The organism is Pseudomonas sp. PSKL.D1 (assembly GCF_028898945.1).
Classification (GTDB): domain Bacteria; phylum Pseudomonadota; class Gammaproteobacteria; order Pseudomonadales; family Pseudomonadaceae; genus Aquipseudomonas.
Window position 1 is genome coordinate 423,733 of the sequence record NZ_CP118607.1, and the last position, 15,818, is coordinate 439,550.

General features: G+C 60.0%; 12 protein-coding genes. 6 read left to right on the forward strand and 6 right to left on the reverse strand.

The features are described from left to right. Positions 1–11 precede the first annotated feature (11 nt). A complete protein-coding gene (gene betI, locus PVV54_RS01785; RefSeq protein ID WP_274908321.1) occupies positions 12–668 on the reverse strand; it encodes a transcriptional regulator BetI in 657 nt (218 codons plus the stop codon). A gap of 475 nt (positions 669–1,143) precedes the next feature. Here betI and PVV54_RS01790 point away from each other — a divergent pair, with 475 nt between their 5' ends. Further along, the gene (locus tag PVV54_RS01790; protein WP_274908322.1) at positions 1,144–3,147 is read left to right on the forward strand and encodes a BCCT family transporter; all 2,004 of its coding nucleotides are present in this window, start codon (positions 1,144–1,146) and stop codon (positions 3,145–3,147) included. 128 nt (positions 3,148–3,275) lie between these two features. Continuing rightward, a complete protein-coding gene (locus PVV54_RS01795; protein ID WP_274908323.1) occupies positions 3,276–7,964 on the forward strand; it encodes a dermonecrotic toxin domain-containing protein in 4,689 nt (1,562 codons plus the stop codon). A gap of 6 nt (positions 7,965–7,970) precedes the next feature. Here the strand turns inward: PVV54_RS01795 and PVV54_RS01800 are convergent, their stop codons facing one another. The 4 genes from PVV54_RS01800 to gpmI all read right to left on the reverse strand — a co-directional run bounded on the left by PVV54_RS01800 (position 7,971) and on the right by gpmI (position 13,118). Beyond that, entirely contained in the window at positions 7,971–8,735 is a 765-nt protein-coding gene (locus PVV54_RS01800; protein WP_274908324.1) for a divergent polysaccharide deacetylase family protein, read from the reverse strand. Between the two features lie 8 nt (positions 8,736–8,743). Next, positions 8,744–10,060 (reverse strand): S41 family peptidase, encoded by a 1,317-nt coding sequence (locus PVV54_RS01805; protein ID WP_274908325.1) that lies wholly within the window; start codon positions 10,058–10,060, stop codon positions 8,744–8,746. 96 nt (positions 10,061–10,156) lie between these two features. Continuing rightward, positions 10,157–11,443 (reverse strand): murein hydrolase activator EnvC family protein, encoded by a 1,287-nt coding sequence (locus PVV54_RS01810; RefSeq protein ID WP_274908326.1) that lies wholly within the window; start codon positions 11,441–11,443, stop codon positions 10,157–10,159. A gap of 139 nt (positions 11,444–11,582) precedes the next feature. Further along, entirely contained in the window at positions 11,583–13,118 is a 1,536-nt protein-coding gene (gene gpmI / locus PVV54_RS01815) for a 2,3-bisphosphoglycerate-independent phosphoglycerate mutase (RefSeq protein ID WP_274908327.1), read from the reverse strand. Positions 13,119–13,324: 206 nt separating this feature from the next. Here gpmI and PVV54_RS01820 point away from each other — a divergent pair, with 206 nt between their 5' ends. From PVV54_RS01820 to secB, 3 genes are read left to right on the forward strand one after another with little or no spacing between them, the layout of a single operon-like run. Then, the gene (locus PVV54_RS01820; protein WP_274908328.1) at positions 13,325–13,738 is read left to right on the forward strand and encodes a rhodanese-like domain-containing protein; all 414 of its coding nucleotides are present in this window, start codon (positions 13,325–13,327) and stop codon (positions 13,736–13,738) included. A gap of 1 nt (position 13,739) precedes the next feature. Further along, positions 13,740–13,994: a glutaredoxin 3 gene (gene grxC, locus PVV54_RS01825; protein WP_003249204.1), complete on the forward strand. Its 255-nt coding sequence runs from the start codon at positions 13,740–13,742 to the stop codon at positions 13,992–13,994. 39 nt (positions 13,995–14,033) lie between these two features. Continuing rightward, the gene (gene secB / locus PVV54_RS01830) at positions 14,034–14,516 is read left to right on the forward strand and encodes a protein-export chaperone SecB (RefSeq protein ID WP_274908329.1); all 483 of its coding nucleotides are present in this window, start codon (positions 14,034–14,036) and stop codon (positions 14,514–14,516) included. 259 nt (positions 14,517–14,775) lie between these two features. Here the strand turns inward: secB and trmL are convergent, their stop codons facing one another. Then, positions 14,776–15,237, reverse strand: a complete 462-nt coding sequence (gene trmL / locus PVV54_RS01835; RefSeq protein ID WP_236237947.1) for a tRNA (uridine(34)/cytosine(34)/5-carboxymethylaminomethyluridine(34)-2'-O)-methyltransferase TrmL — start codon at positions 15,235–15,237, stop codon at positions 14,776–14,778. On the opposite strand from trmL, the gene PVV54_RS01840 reads away from it, so the two are divergent. Then, positions 15,236–15,673, forward strand: coding sequence for a hypothetical protein (locus tag PVV54_RS01840; RefSeq protein ID WP_274908330.1), 438 nt, complete (start codon positions 15,236–15,238; stop codon positions 15,671–15,673). The genes trmL and PVV54_RS01840 overlap by 2 nt on opposite strands. Positions 15,674–15,818: the final 145 nt, after the last annotated feature.

Sequence of the window (15,818 nt, forward strand, 5' to 3'; positions counted from 1 at the left end):
TGGCTTGCGCGTCACGCTCCTGCCGGGTTGGCAAGCGCCGTGCGCGTTTGTTCAGCGGCCTGGTCATCTGTGCCCAGGGTGTGCTGTTTAGCCAGTTGTAGATCCATGTATTCGTAAGCAATCCGTATCGCCTGGTCGGTGTCAAATGCATCACCCGACAACGCTCCACGCAGCCACAAGCCATCGATCAGGGCCGCCAGGCCGCGGGCTGCCTTGCGCGCATGGTAAAGCGGCAGGCTGCGGCGGAACTGGCAGCACAGGTTGGAATACAAGCGGTGGTCGTTGATCCGCTGCAACCTGTGCAAATCGGGCTGGTGCATGCTGGAAGCCCAGAAGGCCAACCAGGTTTTCATCGCCGGGCCGTTCACCTGGCTGGCATCGAAGTTGCCCTCGATGATCACTTTCAGGTGGGCTCGCGGGCTGTCGTCGGTCAATGCCTGGCGACGCGCCCTCACGCCTTCGTTGAGCATGCTCATGATGTAGCCCATCGTCGCTGCTATCAGGCCGTTCTTGTCCCGAAAGTAGTGACTGATGATGCCGTTCGACACCCCGGCCAAACGGGCAATAAGCGCAATGCTGGCGTCCCCCAGCCCCACCTGATCGACCGCCTGCAAAGTGGCTTCGATCAACTGCTGGCGGCGGATGGGTTGCATACCGACCTTGGGCATCTTGCTATCTCCTCAGGCCTTTCGAGCAGACGACGTGCGGCTGACTCGGCGAAGACCAGTCTATTTTGTTTTGATTGAACGTTCAATCAATAAAGAATAAGCTCTGCGACAATTTGTGCCATTGACAGTTTTTCAGGCTGCTTCGAAAGCACGAATTGACACCCCAGGAAATCGTGTAACCCCCGGAATACAAGGCGTTGACGGGATAGAGCGATGCGAAATACAGATTCTGCCGAACGGTCACTGACCTGCGGCAGGCCCTTGGAGCGGGCGGGGTGCTCTGTGGCGAATGCGCGCACCTTGCCTGGTTTTCGCGCTGGCCTGCAGACCACCTGTCTGGTTTTTGCAACGTTTCGATTCGGGATCACGGTTTCCAGGGTGCTTTTATAACACCTGTAGCAGTGGGGCTATTGCACCAATTGCGCGGGAAAGACTGATTAGCCTCCACAGCCGTACTGCCCGGAGCATTCGTGCAATGAGTTCTGCCTCCCTTACCAAACCCCCCGCCGAGAGGGTACGGGTCAACCGCGTGGTGTTCTACACCTCCGCGCTGATGATCCTTGTTCTGACTGCCTTGCTGATCGCTGTACCCGAAACCGCTGGCCAGATGCTGGGCGTGGCCCAGAAGTGGCTGACGCGCACCTTCGGCTGGTACTACATGCTGGTGATCTGCGGTTACCTGCTGTTCGTTATCTACCTGGCCTTCTCCGACTACGGCAAGCTCAAGCTCGGTGGTAAGGATGACCAGCCGGACTTCAGCTACGGCGCCTGGGCCGGCATGTTGTTTTCTTCTGGCATCGGTATTTCGCTGCTGTACTTCGGCGCGTCCGAGCCACTGGACCACTACTTCAACCCGCCGGAAGGCACGCCCGCCAGCCTTGAGGCTGCACGCCAGGGCCTGCAGCTGACCTTCCTGCACTGGGGCCTGCATGGCTGGGCGATCTATGCCCTGGTCGGTCTGGCCGTGGGCTACTTCGCCTACCGCCACAACCAGCCGCTTGCACTGCGTTCGGCACTGTACCCGCTGGTGGGCGAGCGTTGGGTCAAGGGTGCCGCCGGCAATGCCGTGGACATCTTCGGCATGTTCGTGACCCTGCTGGGCCTGGTGACCAACCTGGGTATCGGTTCGATGCAGGTGGCGTCTGGCCTTGAGTACCTGTTCGGCATGGACCACAGCAAGACCAACTTGCTGGTGGTGATTCTGGTGATGGCGGGCGTTGCTACCGTGGCCGCCGTGTCGGGTGTGGAAAACGGCATCCGCCGCTTGTCCAACCTGAACATCCTGCTGTTCAGCGGCCTGCTGATCTTTGTACTGCTGGCCGGCAACACGTTGCACTTGTTCAACGCATTCGTGCAGAACGTTGGCGACTACCTCAATGGCATCGTGCTGAAAACTTTCGACCTGTATGTGTACGAAGGCGCTGCCGGCCAGTCCGAGCGCTGGCTGGGCCTGTGGACCGTGTTCTACTGGGCTTGGTGGATTTCCTGGGGCCCATTCGTTGGCATGTTCATCGCCCGTATTTCCAAGGGTCGTACCGTGCGTCAACTGGTCAGCGGCGTGCTGCTGATTCCGCTGGGCTTCACCCTGGCCTGGCTGTCGATATTCGGTAACACCGCGTTGGACCTGGTGATCAACCAAGGAGCCGTGGAGCTGGGCAAGACGGCGCTGGAACAGCCCTCGATGTCGATCTACCAACTGCTGGAATACTTCCCGGCGGCCAAGATCGTGATCGGTGTGGCAGTGTTCGTGGGCTTCGTGCTGTTCCTCACCCCGGCTGACTCGGGTGCGGTGATGATGGCCAACCTGTCCTGCAAAGGCGGCAAGGTAGACGAGGACGCCCCGCACTGGATGGTGGTGTTCTGGTCTGTGGTCATTACCCTGGTCACCATCGGCTTGCTGTTTGCCGGCAACTTCGAAGCCATGCAGACCATGGTGGTGCTGGCGGGCCTGCCGTTCTCGGTGGTGCTGGTGCTGTTCATGTTTGGCCTCTACAAGGCCATGAAGCAAGACGTTGCCGTTGAGGGCGAGCGCGCCGAACTGGCGGCCCGTGGCCGTCGCGGCTTCAGCGAACGCCTGAGCCAACTGGACCTGCAGCCAACTCAGGCAGTCGTGCAGCGGTTCATGGACAAACAGGTTACGCCTGCGTTGAAAGAAGCGGCCGAGCAGTTGCGTACACTGGGCTTCGAAGTCGAAACCCGTGTGGGGCAGTCGCGCAACATGATGGGCCTGCGGGTGATGATGGAAGAGGGCAACCCCTTCGTCTACGAAGTGAGCCTGGATGGTTACCTGGCAGCGCCAAGCGAGGCGCCGGTCGAGGGTGAGCCGGAGGTGCGTCAGCGTTTCTACCGCGCCGAGGTCTACCTGCACGATGGCAGCCAGGAATACGACCTGATGGGCTTTGCACCGGAGCAGATCGTGCGCGATGTGCTGGATCAGTTCGAGAGCCATCGCCAGCTGTTGGGGCGTGTTTACAGCTGATTGATGCGCGGTTGTTGTCAGAGCCCTATCGGTAACGATAGGGCTTTTTCTTGCTCCAGATTTAGTTACTGCCCACCTACCAGATGCATGGCGATCCTTGCAGGTTTTCAAACTCAAGGAACCGTCGCATGTCTCTCGATCTGCCTGCCTTGCCTGACCTTCATTCGGCCGTAAGCACCGAATTTACTACGCGCCCAGCATTTCGCCAGGTTGCCAGCCAGCAATTGCTCAAGCTTCTGGGTGAACGGGTGCCGATTGTTGCAAGCGCCGCGCTGCCGTCGGCAGAGTACGTGCTGCTGCTTGTGCCAAACGATAAAGGGGCGCTTTCTGTTCCCTACGACAGTTGGACGCCTCGGTCATTGCTCGATTGCGTCATGGAAGTTGCTCAGAAAGGGTGCTCTCTGGCATCGCTGGGAGCCGCCGGCGGGATGTTCCAGATAACAGTCAGTGCGCCCTACAGCTTCAAGAACAGCGAAGGTGAGGCGTTGGTGAATTCTTCCATCGCCATCACGCATGCGATGGATGAACTGGAAGACTTGATATCGGCACTGCCGGAGCACTTTTGCCAGGCGCATGCCGATTACTGGGCGGCCAATGGCAGCATGGAGGTGTCCCGAGAGCGTTGGCTAAGCCAGATGCTTCGCGGCGAGTTACTTCAAAATTTGCCGCTTCAGGGGTTGGATACGCTGCAGCGGGACTGTGTGCTTGGCTTGCTCCAGGGGGGCAGGCAGCAGCCTTCGGTTTTTGTCGTGGAAATTCAGCTGGTAAACAAGGGGCAGTCCTTCACGTTGCTGCTGCCCCATCTTTTGCTGCGCGGCGAGCGCGATGAAGGTGAAACTGTCCTCTGGTGCGCCCCGTCCAGCGTCGTCCAGGCATACGCGTCCTTCGACGATTTTGCGCAGTCGCTGTGCGAAGTAATGGCTGAACAGTATCGTTTCGACTCGATGAGCTGGCATCGTTATGAGTTGGAGGGTGATTGCTTCACTCAGCAGTGCGCGTTACTGCTGGAGTGCATGCTCAGCACGGTACAGCGCCTGCGTTACATCGAGTTCGAGGATGTACAGGCGTTGGAGCTGGCCTATGAGCGCACCAGCAACCCCGCGCAATGGTTCATCAAGGATTACCGCGCCAGCCAGGATGGCCGTATCAAGTTGCCGCCGGGGTTGCGCACCACCGATGCCGCTAACAGTTTTGCCTACCAGAACGGACTGTTTGACCTGGCGCTCGCCCAGGCCTTGTCCGATGGCACGGGGGCTCTCGACGACATCCTTGATTTGAACAGTTACACCCGCCAGCGTCTGCGTGAGCAGATGCTGGCGGACCATCCAGTCGATGCCAATTACTTCTCCGACGACTTGCAGCTCACGCTTACGGTGGCGAGGGGTACGCCGGGTGGTTCGGGCGTCGGGCCCGGTGGGGGATTAGTGGAGACGTCCACCATGAGCCTGACAGCGTTTGCCATCGGTAACCTCGCCTCGCTACAAGGGGCGACCCTGACAGGTGTCACGCACTCGCAGGGCCAGTTGCTGATGGACTGGCTGACCCTGGATTATCTGAAAACACTGGTGACCAGCGTTGATATCGGTGCTCACTACCCGGTTTATGTGGCCCAGCAACTTGATGACCCGGCTACGCGCCAGGACCGTGTTGCCAGGTTTGCCCGCGAGTGGCGTTGTTCGCTGCTGTTCAGTGCGCTTGCTGCTCGGCTGGGCGGTGGGTTGAGTGAGGGTGGCCTGCAGGCGGTCAGCGATTACTGTCGGGGGTTACTGGATGCCGGGCTACCCGCCAGTGTACTGATGCCATTGGCATTCAAGCGTGAACCCACTGCAAACGAACCTGATCTGGTGGCTGGCATGTATGTGCTCAAGTGCACCGAGCCATCGACCGTCCTGCTTTACCGGCCTCTCTACGGCACTGCGGCATTGAGCGAGTTTGACGACCTTGCCCAAATGATGGCCGCCATTCGCAACCCAGGCCCATTGCAGGACAGCATCCTGGCGTGGCTACCTGATTCGGCACGCACGGTGTACGACAACGGCGGCTTCGTTGAACCGCACCTGGGCAAGCCGATCGTGGACACATCCATCTTGCCAGAGCCTGTGGAGCCTGCCAGTTTCAGTGCGCAGTTCTGGAAGGCGGATGTCGACACCTATCTCTACACAGCCAATCGTAAACTGCTGGTCGAGTTGGCGGACCGCGATTCGGTATCCAATGCCGAAAGCCGATGGCAAGCGCTGGCAACCGGAGGCTGGCTACTGTTCGACGTCGTTACCCTGCTTTTACGTGGCCCCGTTGCAACTGTCGCCTGGCTGACGCAGGCCTTGGCCGGGCTGAGGGGCGATGTTGCGGCATTGCGAACCGGGTCTGGCTTCGAGCGCTCGGCAGCGGTTGTGGACCTTGTGATGAATGCATCGATGGCTTTGCTGCACCTGCGTCTGCCGTCGCATGCCACCGAGGGAGAGGCACTGGCGTCAGCTCATACTCCGTTGTCTGGCCTGCTCGCACCGGCTGACCCGTTCATGACCACGCCGGATGCTGCGCCGGCGCAGGGCGAAGTCTGGCTTGCGGGAGGGCTGGCTGAGCGTGCAGCTGTTCAGCTGGATTTCACGTGGCGGGGGCGGCAGGGCTTCAATGTGCTTGCGCCTGAGCGACGCAAGGCGTTGCTACGGATGCGTTCCCCAATTTCGCTCAATGACTTGAGCCCGATCGAAAACGGCCCACGACAAGGCCTTTATCAAGTGGGGGAGCGCTTTTACGTAAGCATTGCCGGTGATGTCTATGAGGTCACGACCGCCGCACAACAGGTGAACATCCTGGCCCCATCAGGCGAGGTTGGGCCATTGCTGAGCCTCAAGTATGGGCAGTGGCGCATCGACAGTGGGCTGCTGCTGAGCGGGGGTGGCCCCAAGAACCGCCGCACATTGCTCAAGGAAGAAAATCAGCGCCAGTTCGAACGCTTGCGTACCGAGGAAGTTGCACATGCCCAGCGCCACAATGCGTTGGCGGTACCGCTGAATCAACACCGTGATTTGCTGATCGCGAAAGACCAACGCATCAAGTTTCTGGAAGAGGTCCAGGACCCTGATGAGCTGACCCTGAACGAGCTCGAACTGACACGGCGCCTGCGCAAGCAAATCAACATCAAGTTGGCCTACGAACTGAAGGACATCATTGATAACGATGTTGAACACGACAACATCCTGACCCAGTTGAAGGCCATAAAACATGGCGATCATTCACTGGAACTCAGTGTTGATGACCAGCGCAGCATGGTGCGGCAGGCGCTGATAGACAGTGTCGCGACCTTTTACGATGAGCTGGCGAGCTTCATCAACAACGAAGGGATAGATGCACTGGCCGATCGCATTACCGTGCATCCTGAAAGCGAAGCCGAGATTGATCACTACAAGGCATTTCGCAAGTCGCTGGAGAGTGTGGTGAAGTGGGAGGCAGACATGGTGGAAACGTCCAGCCTGCTCGACCGGTTGCTGGAAGAAACACTCAAGGATGAGTCGATTTACTTCTTCAACGAGCAAACCAAGGCGCGCATCAACAAGGACCGGGAGCTGAAGCAGCAAATCGAAAGGCGGCGTTTGACCGCTGTCGACCTGCAGTTCCGTTTGCTTCAGGACCGGGCAGAGCTCAGCCTGGATCGGCTCGCTGATGTCGAAGAGCGGGTACTGGAGGAGTATTTCGAGTACTTGTCCGGTATTAGCCTGAGAAGTGCCGGCAACACGCATGCAGATCTGGCGGAGAGTACGCTGGCTGATTTGGAGCGTATTGACGTGTTGAAGGGCGTGATCGAGGTTTATGAAGAAGCCTCGGCCATGGCGCAATACCTTGGCAGTGTAGGCGGCATGGTCATCCAGGGTGAGCAGCTCAAGGGTTATCAAAAAGTGCTGGTTGAGCTGAAAAGCGCTGCAGAAAAGGAAATGGCGCAGTTGGTAAGGGAGAGTGAGCTACAGGAAATACGCCCAACCAGGCAACCCGTCTACGCGCCCAGAGGCGGGCGACGTCACCTTGTGCGTACCAGCCGGGGGCGTAGCGTGTTGGCAGAGGAGGTGGAGGTAGACGGCGTTGCAGTGGTCCAGCAGCGAGACTTCCGAACCAAGAATGTGCTCAAGACTTTCCGGCAAGAGGGCAAGGACTGGGTTGAGGAGAAAGGCAGTGACGACCCCGGCCCGCTCTCGCCGCTTGCGCCGCCAATCGCCCGGAAGCAGGCTCAGGGCCTGATCAATCAAGTCGATTCGGTCATCATGCTGGGAAGGGCCTACCTGAAAGCGAACGAGCCTTTGAACTTGGCTACCGTCCTCGACGGGCATATCGAAAAACTCAAGGAAGCATTGGCTGGAATACCTCGAACCTTGTCCGATGATGAGGTTTTCGATGGTCTGACAAGCTCGATCGAGCGTCTTCAATCCATTCGTCGCGACTTCCTGACCACACTGTACTTTTCGACCAGCAGGCCGAGTGCCAACAGCTTGCGCTTCTTGCGTGAAGAGGGATTGATCAGTATCGAGCGTGTCGGGCCGCGCAAAGCGCTGGGTCAGGGTGATTTTCTTGATGTGTACGAGGTGCGGCGTCTGCCGCGCCAGGGGAGCGCAGTTGGGGAGGGGCTCTGGGAGGCGCACTTCCACTATCCATCTGCAACGACGCCCGCGCGTGAATTCAACCGTGGCCATCTGAAACTATGGTCGCAGCGAAAACTGGGTCGAATCGCTCAGTTGCGCGCCGCGACCAGTGGTCGCGATTTGCTGGAGATCTACCGTGGCGAACTGCGCCTTGCCGACCTGGAAGGCGTTATCGAGTTCGTCTGATGTGATTCAGCGATTGCTGTACTGGCCATGTTTGCCGTGTGCAGGCATGGCCAGGTTGCTGCGCTCGGCAATCATCTGCTTGATACCGATCAGCTCGATACCCCGTTGTTTTAGCTGGGGTAGCGCACGTTCAAGTACTTGCAGCGTCTGCGGGTAAGGATGGCCAATCAATACTGCCGAACCTTGCCGGCGTGCTAGTGCCATGCCCTGTTCCAGCTGCCCGGTGATCGCTTCGATTGTCCGCGTGTCGTCAAGAAATACATCCCGTGAAACATGCGCCAAACCGATACGCTGAGCTTCGGCGGCAGCAACCGTGGCGGCACTGGTGCGGCTGTCGACGAAAAACAGATGACGTTGCTGTAATTCGCCCATCAGCCACGCCATTGCCTCACGCTGGGCGGTCATGCGGCTGCCCATGTGATTGTTGATGCCAGCGGCAAAGGGAACCTTGGCAAGGGCTGCCTGCAGGCGGTTCGCCAGTTCGGGCTGCGGGGTGCCGGGGTGCCACGCATAAGGGCCGGTAGCCGGGTCCATGGGCATGTGCAGGATTACCGTCTTGCCTGCTCTGTGGGCCTGGCGGGCAAAATCGGTTGCATGTGGGGTGTCAGGCATGATCGCCATGGTGACCGGCCCGGGCAGGGCCAGCGTGCGGTTGTCCCGTTCGATGCTTTGCCCCAGGTCGTCGATGATGATGGTCATGTAGGCCTTGGCTGGCGCCGCATGGGCGGTGCCAGCCAGCAGGCAGAACAGCGAAAACAGCAAAAACCTCATGGCAGGTATCAGTGGCCCTTGGTGATGTTCAGGCCCTTGAGCAGGCTCAGAGCCTGGCTCAGCTGGAAGTCATCGTCCTGTGGGCGTTCCTTGCGCTTGCTGCTGCCGGTGGGGCGGTCGGCACCACCGTTGCCGTTGCCCAGGTGGCCTTGCAGGTCGGCTTCCTTGAAGTTTTCTGTGTCGACTTCGGCGGTGAGCTTGGCCGGGCGCACTTCGATGTCCGGGACAATGCCCTGGGCCTGGATCGAGCGGCCGTTCGGGGTGAAGTACAGCGCCGTGGTGAGCTTCAGGGCGCGGTCGTTGGCCAGCGGCAGCACGGTTTGCACCGAGCCTTTGCCGAAGCTGTCGGTGCCCATCAGTACGGCGCGTTTCTGGTCCTGCAGGGCGCCGGCGACAATCTCCGAGGCCGAGGCGCTGCCGCCGTTGATCAGTACAACCAGTGGCACGCCTTCGCTGGCATCGGCGGGGTCGGCAGAGAAGCGCAGTTCGGAGTTGGCGATGCGGCCTTTGGTATAGACGATAAGGCCTTTGGTCAGGAAATGGTCGGCCACTTCCACCGCCGACTGCAGCACGCCGCCCGGGTTGTTGCGCAGGTCAAGCACGATGCCTTGCAGCTTCTTGCCGTTGTCTTTGCGCATCTTGGCCAAGGCTTTGCCCACTTCGTCGCCGGTCTTGACCTGGAACTGGGTAATGCGGATGTAGCCGTAGTCTTTTTCAAGCAACTGGCTTTTCACGCTTTTGACCTGAATTACCGCGCGGGTGAGCGTTACATCGAAGGGGTTGCCGCCGTCACGCACCAGGGTCAGGGTGATCTTTTCGCCAACTTTGCCGCGCATCTTGTCTACAGCTTCGGTCATGGTCTGCCCACGGGTCGGGGCGCCATTGATCTTGACGATCAGGTCGCCCGCCTGCACGCCGGCACGCGAGGCCGGAGTGTCATCGATGGGCGATACGACTTTGATAAAGCCGTCTTCCTGCCCAACTTCGATGCCCAGGCCGCCAAATTCACCGCTGGTGCTCTCTTGCAGCTCCTGGAAGTCCTCAGGGCCGAGGTAGGCGGAGTGCGGGTCGAGGTTGCTGAGCATGCCTTTGATGGCATTTTCCAGCAGAGTCTTGTCATCTACCGGCTCGACGTAAGCCGCCTTGATGCGATCCATGACCTCGGCAAAGGTGCGCAGTTCTTCCAGAGGCAGCGGAGCCTTGGCCGTCACTTCAGTGGCCGGTGCGGCGACTGGCTTGGCCGGCTCGGCAGCGAGGGCCAGGGGCGCGCCGATCGCCAAGGCGATGGTCAGGGCCAGCTGGGTGAGACGAGGCGAGTGCTGCATGTCGAAGAAACTCCTGATCCTGTTGTCGCTCCGGTGAGGGAGCATCGAGCCAGCGCCAGGGCGCTGCCTCGCAAATAAGTCAGCCAGGCCGAAACCTTAGCCTCTGCACCACTGCGAAGGGTCGGTAGGCCGGCCCTGCTGGCGGATGGCAAAGTACAAACCTGCACTGTCCTGGCCACCACTGTCGCCGACGGTGGAAATCGCCTCGCCCGCCTTGACGATGTCGCCGGCGCTCTTGAGCAGGCTCTGGTTGTGGCCATACAGGCTCAGGTAACCATTGCCATGGTCGAGAATGACCAGAAGGCCGGCGCCGCGCAACCAGTCGGCGAACACCACGCGCCCGCCGTGCACGGCGCGCACTTGAGTGCCGGGGTTGGCGCTGATCATCACACCGTCCCACTTGGCGCGGGCATCGGTGCCACGCGCATCACCAAAGCGTGCAAGCAATCGACCATTGACCGGCCAGGGAAGTTTTCCCCGGGCTGCAGAAAATGCGCCGCCGTAGTTCGCGCCGTCGCTGGAGACGATAGGGCCCAGGGTGGTGCGGGCCTTTTTCGGTGGTTCTGAGTCTTCGCGTGCGGCCAAGGCTTCCTGTTGGCGGCGCTTTTCAGCTTCCTGTTGAGCCAGCAGCGCTTTTTTGCGCGCTTCCTCGGCTTCCCGAGCCTGGCGGGCAAGCGTTTCTTCAATGGTTTTGAGGACTTTGGCCAAGTCAGCCTGGTCCTGTTCGCGTGCTTGCAGCTTGCTGTCCCGGTCTTTCACATCGCTGTTGAGCTTGGCCAGCACCTGCTGGCGTTTACCGCGTTCGGTTTCCAGTTCCTGGCGACGAGTGTCGAGGTCCGCGCGCTGAGCCAGCAATTGTTCCTGCTGGCGGGAGATGTCCTGCTCGACGTTGGCCAGTTGACGCAGGGTCTCGTTGAAGGCACGCAGCTGCTCAGTGCGGGCCTTGCTCAAGTAATCGTAGTAAGTGAGGGTGCGGGCAAACTTCTCGGGGTTCTGCTGGTTGAGCAGCAGCTTGAGGTATTCCTCGCGGCCGTTGTTCTGGTAGGCCGAACGGGCCTGAATGGCGATCAGTCGCTGTTGTTCAACGCGGGCGGTCTGGAGTTTTTTTTTCTCGGTATCAAGGCGCTCCAGCTCGCCCTCGGTCTTTTTTAGTTCTTGCTGCAGACCCTCCACCTGTTTTTCGAGGTTACCGATGTCGGTCTCGGTGGCCTTGAGGTCTTTTTGCGCACCGGCCTTTTCTTCCTGGAGCTTGCCCAGCATCTTCTTGAGCTCGGCAATGTCCTGGCGGGTGGCGTCCAGTTGCTGCTGGGTCTGTGCGCGCTCGTCGGCGAAAGCCGGGCTGAGCAGGCAAGACAAGGCTATGAGGATCAGGGCGCGAAGCATGGGGTTTGGCGTACCAAGGATGGAGACTGGGCTAGTATGCCCGCGTGGGGCGGCAAAAAAAACGCCCGGCGGCTGATGTGGTTGGGCGTTTGTCTGGATTTCATGTGCAAGGGGCTGCGCAGCAGCCCCAGCTTTTCTATCAGGCATCAACCAGAATCGAAGTCCCGGTCATTTCGGCAGGCTTCTCCAGCCCCAGCAACTTCAGCATGGTTGGCGCCACGTCCGCCAGCACGCCGCCTTCGCGAACGCTGACCTTACGTTTGCCAACATAGATGAACGGTACCGGCTCGGTAGTGTGGGCGGTGTGCGCCTGGCCGGTGCATTCGTCTTCCATCTGCTCGACGTTGCCGTGGTCAGCGGTGATCAGCGCTTCGCCATCGACTTTTTCCAGCGCTTCGACGATGCGGCCAACGCAGGTGTCCAAGGCTTCGACGGCCTTCACCGCAGCTTCAAACACGCCGGTGTGGCCGACCATGTCGCCGTTGGCGTAGTTGACCACGATCACGTCATAGCGCTGCTGCTCGATGGCCTCGACGATGCGGTCGGTGACCTCGGGGGCGTTCATCTCCGGCTGCAGGTCGTATGTGGCGACTTTAGGCGATGGGATGAGGATGCGCTCTTCGCCTTCGAACGGCTCTTCACGCCCGCCCGAGAAGAAGAAGGTGACATGGGCGTACTTCTCGGTTTCGGCAATGCGCAACTGAGTTTTGCCGTTCTTGGCCAGGTATTCGCCCAGCACGTTGTCCAGGCTGGCCGGTGCGAAGGCAGCAGGGGCAGGGATTTTTGCCGAATACTGAGTCAGGCCGATGTAGGCTGCCAGTTTAGGCAAGCGTGCACGCGGGAATTCGTTGAAGTCGGGCTCGACGAACACGCGGGACAGTTCGCGGGCGCGGTCGGCACGGAAGTTCATGAAGATAACGGCGTCGCCATCTTCCACCTTCACGGCTTCGCCAACGCGCGTGGCTTTGACGAACTCGTCGCTCTCGTCGCGGGCGTAGGCAGCTTGCAGCCCTGCAATGGCGCTGTCGGCGGTGTAATCGGCCACGCTGTCGACGATCAGGTTATAAGCGGCGCTGACGCGGTCCCAGCGGTTGTCGCGATCCATGGCGAAGTAGCGGCCGATCAGGCTGGCGATGCGGCCTTTGCCGAGTTTGGCGAAGGTGGCATCGAGCAGCTCGATGGAAGACTGCGCGCTGCGCGGTGGGGTGTCGCGGCCGTCGAGGAAGGCGTGCAGGTAGATTTTTTCGGCCCCACGCTGGGCGGCCAGTTCGGCCATGGCTACCAGGTGGTCCTGGTGGCTGTGTACGCCCCCATCGGACAACAGGCCGAGGATGTGCACGGCCTTGCCTGCGCCGGCTGCCTTGTCCACCGCGCCGGTCAGTACCGGGTTTGCGAAGAACTCGCCGTCACGGATGGCCTTGGTGACGCGGGTGAAGTCCTGGTACACGACACGGCCGGCGCCGAGGTTCATGTGGCCGACTTCCGAGTTGCCCATCTGCCCGTCCGGCAGGCCGACATCCATACCAGACCCGGAAATCAAACCATGCGGCTGGGTGGCGCGCAGGCGGTCATACACAGGGGTGTTGGCGGCATAAATGGCATTGTATTCGGGGCTTTCGCTGTGACCGAAGCCATCCAGAATGATCAGGACCAGGGGTTTGGGCGTACTCGTCATCAATCAAACTCACGGTTGTTCAAAGATGATAAAGACACGCATTTTAGGGCAAATACGCCATCAACGGCGAATAATCGTCCCATCGGCCGACCGGCGCAGGCAATGCTGCAACATGAAGCTGTATTTACTGCCGGCCCGCCGGGCTTTGGCGGGCATTGGGGGGTGTGTATACTGGCCGGCATTTTCAATCGCGTGGAACACCCCAGATGGTTGCTAACCTGATTCAATTTGCGACAAACCACTACATCCTGGTGGCGATCTTCGTTGTTTTGCTGGTCGCACTGCTGGTCAACGAAATCCGCCGCGGTGGCCAGAGCCTGAGCAACGGCCAGCTGACCGCGCTGGTAAACGCCGAAAAAGCGCTGGTCGTCGACATCCGCCCGTCGAAGGAGTACACCTCCGGCCACATCGTCGGTGCCGTGAACATTCCGCAGGACAAGCTGGTCAATCGCATGACCGAGCTGGAAAAGCACAAAGAGAAGACCCTGATCGTCGTCGACGCCATGGGCCAGCAGTCCGGCACCATCTGCCGCGAGCTGCTTAAAGCTGGTTACAACGCCGCCAAACTGAGCGGTGGCGTTTCCAGCTGGAAAGCCGATAACCTGCCCCTGGTGAAGTGATATGAAGCCTGTCATCGTCTATTCCAGCGACTACTGCCCCTACTGCATGCGCGCCAAATACCTGCTTGAGAGCAAGGGTGTGGCCTTCGAAGAAATCAAGGTCGACGGCAAGCCGCAGGTTCGTGCCGAGATGAGCCAGAAGGCTGGCCGTACGTCGGTGCCGCAGATCTGGATCGGCAGCACCCATGTCGGTGGATGCGATGACCTCTATGCCCTGGAGCGCGCCGGCAAGCTCGACGCGCTGCTGGCCGCCTGAATTGCACTGCATTCAAAAACATTAGGATAAGGATCTGCCATGACTGATCAACAGACCAACGGCGCCGCCGCAGAAGACAACAGCCCTCAGTTCTCCATGCAGCGCATCTACGTGCGCGACCTGTCGTTCGAGGCCCCGAAAAGCCCGCAGATCTTCCGCCAGCAGTGGGAGCCGAGTGTTGGGCTGGACCTGAACACCAAGCAAAAAGCCCTGGAAGGCGACTTCCACGAGGTTGTGCTGACCCTGTCGGTTACCGTCAAAAACGGTGACGAAGTGGCTTTCATCGCTGAAGTTCAGCAGGCAGGTATCTTCCTGATCAAGAACCTGGATGCGGCTTCGATGAGCCACACCCTCGGTGCGTTCTGCCCGAACATCCTGTTCCCGTACGCCCGCGAGACCCTGGACAGCCTGGTGACCCGTGGTTCGTTCCCGGCACTGATGCTGTCGCCGGTCAACTTCGACGCCCTGTACGCGCAAGAAATGCAGCGTATGCAGGAAGCGGGTGAAGCCACCGTACAGTGATTGCTGCCCGGTAGTGAAAAGGCGACCTTCGAGGTTGACGCTGTTCACTTGAGAATGCCGGGGCCGCTTTGCGGCCCTTTCGCGACACAAGGCCGCTCCCACATAGTCCGCGACAATCCTGAAAATGCAGGGCTTGCGCGGTCCGTGTGGGAGCGGCCTTGTGTCGCGAAAGGGCTGCGCAGCAGCCCCGGCATTCTTAAGTGAGCAGCATTAACCTTCGAGGTCGCTTTTTTTTTGCCCTGCTTTCTATACCGGCGCCTTAACTGCCGGCAAATCCCTGCTGGCGCCACGCCTCGTACACCGTGACCGCCACGGTGTTGGACAGGTTCAGGCTGCGACAACCCGGGCGCATCGGCAGCCGCAGGCGCTGCTCGGCTGGCAGGCTGTCCAGCACCTCTGCCGGCAGCCCGCGGCTCTCCGGCCCGAACAGGAAGGCATCACCCGGTTGGTAAGCCACCTCATGAAACGGATGCGAGCCTTTGGTGGTGAACGCGAACAACCGTGGGTTGCCCAGGCTCTCCAGGCATGCGGCCAAACTCTCGTGGCGCTTGAGCGTGGCATACTCGTGGTAGTCCAGCCCCGCGCGGCGCAGGCGCTTGTCGTCCAGTTCGAAGCTGATGGGTTCGATCAGGTGCAGGTCGCAACCGCTGTTGGCGCAGAGGCGAATAATGTTGCCGGTATTCGGCGGAATTTCTGGTTGAAAGAGGATGACGTGAAACATGCACGGCTCCAAGCATGAAGATGACGGGCATTCTACCTCTGAACCCGGCCTGCGTTCGAAAGGCTTCCCAAAGGTGATGCTTTCTTTGGCGATCGTCGGCCTGATGGTAGGGCTGATGATCGGCCGCCTCACCGCACCGGAAGAACGTGTGCTGGAGCAAGTGGAGGTTGTGCAGGACGGGCTGGATCTTTGGTTCAACGAAGAACCCAAGCTGCACGGGGAGAATGTCGAAGGCACCGTAGCCCTGCTGTTCGAGGCAACGGGCAAGACCCAGCGTGGGCAATTGAGCCTTCAGGGCAAGCCCGTGGGCTGGCGTTTGCAGAAGAGTGAGGAGGGTTTGCTGCTGACGGTGATTGCCGCGCGCCCCCTGCGTGGCGAGTGGGCCGGTGCAGAGGACGCGGGGCGCTGGCGGGTGCAGGTAAGGCTGCACGAATAAAAGAGGGGAATTCCCGGCCTGCCTGTACCGAGGTCCCCAAAGGCGGTGGTGTTGCGAATAAAAGAGGGGATGTCCCGGCCTGCCTGTACCAGGGTCCCCCGAAAGCGGGATTACAACGTGTTAAAGAGGGGGTATCCCGGCCTGC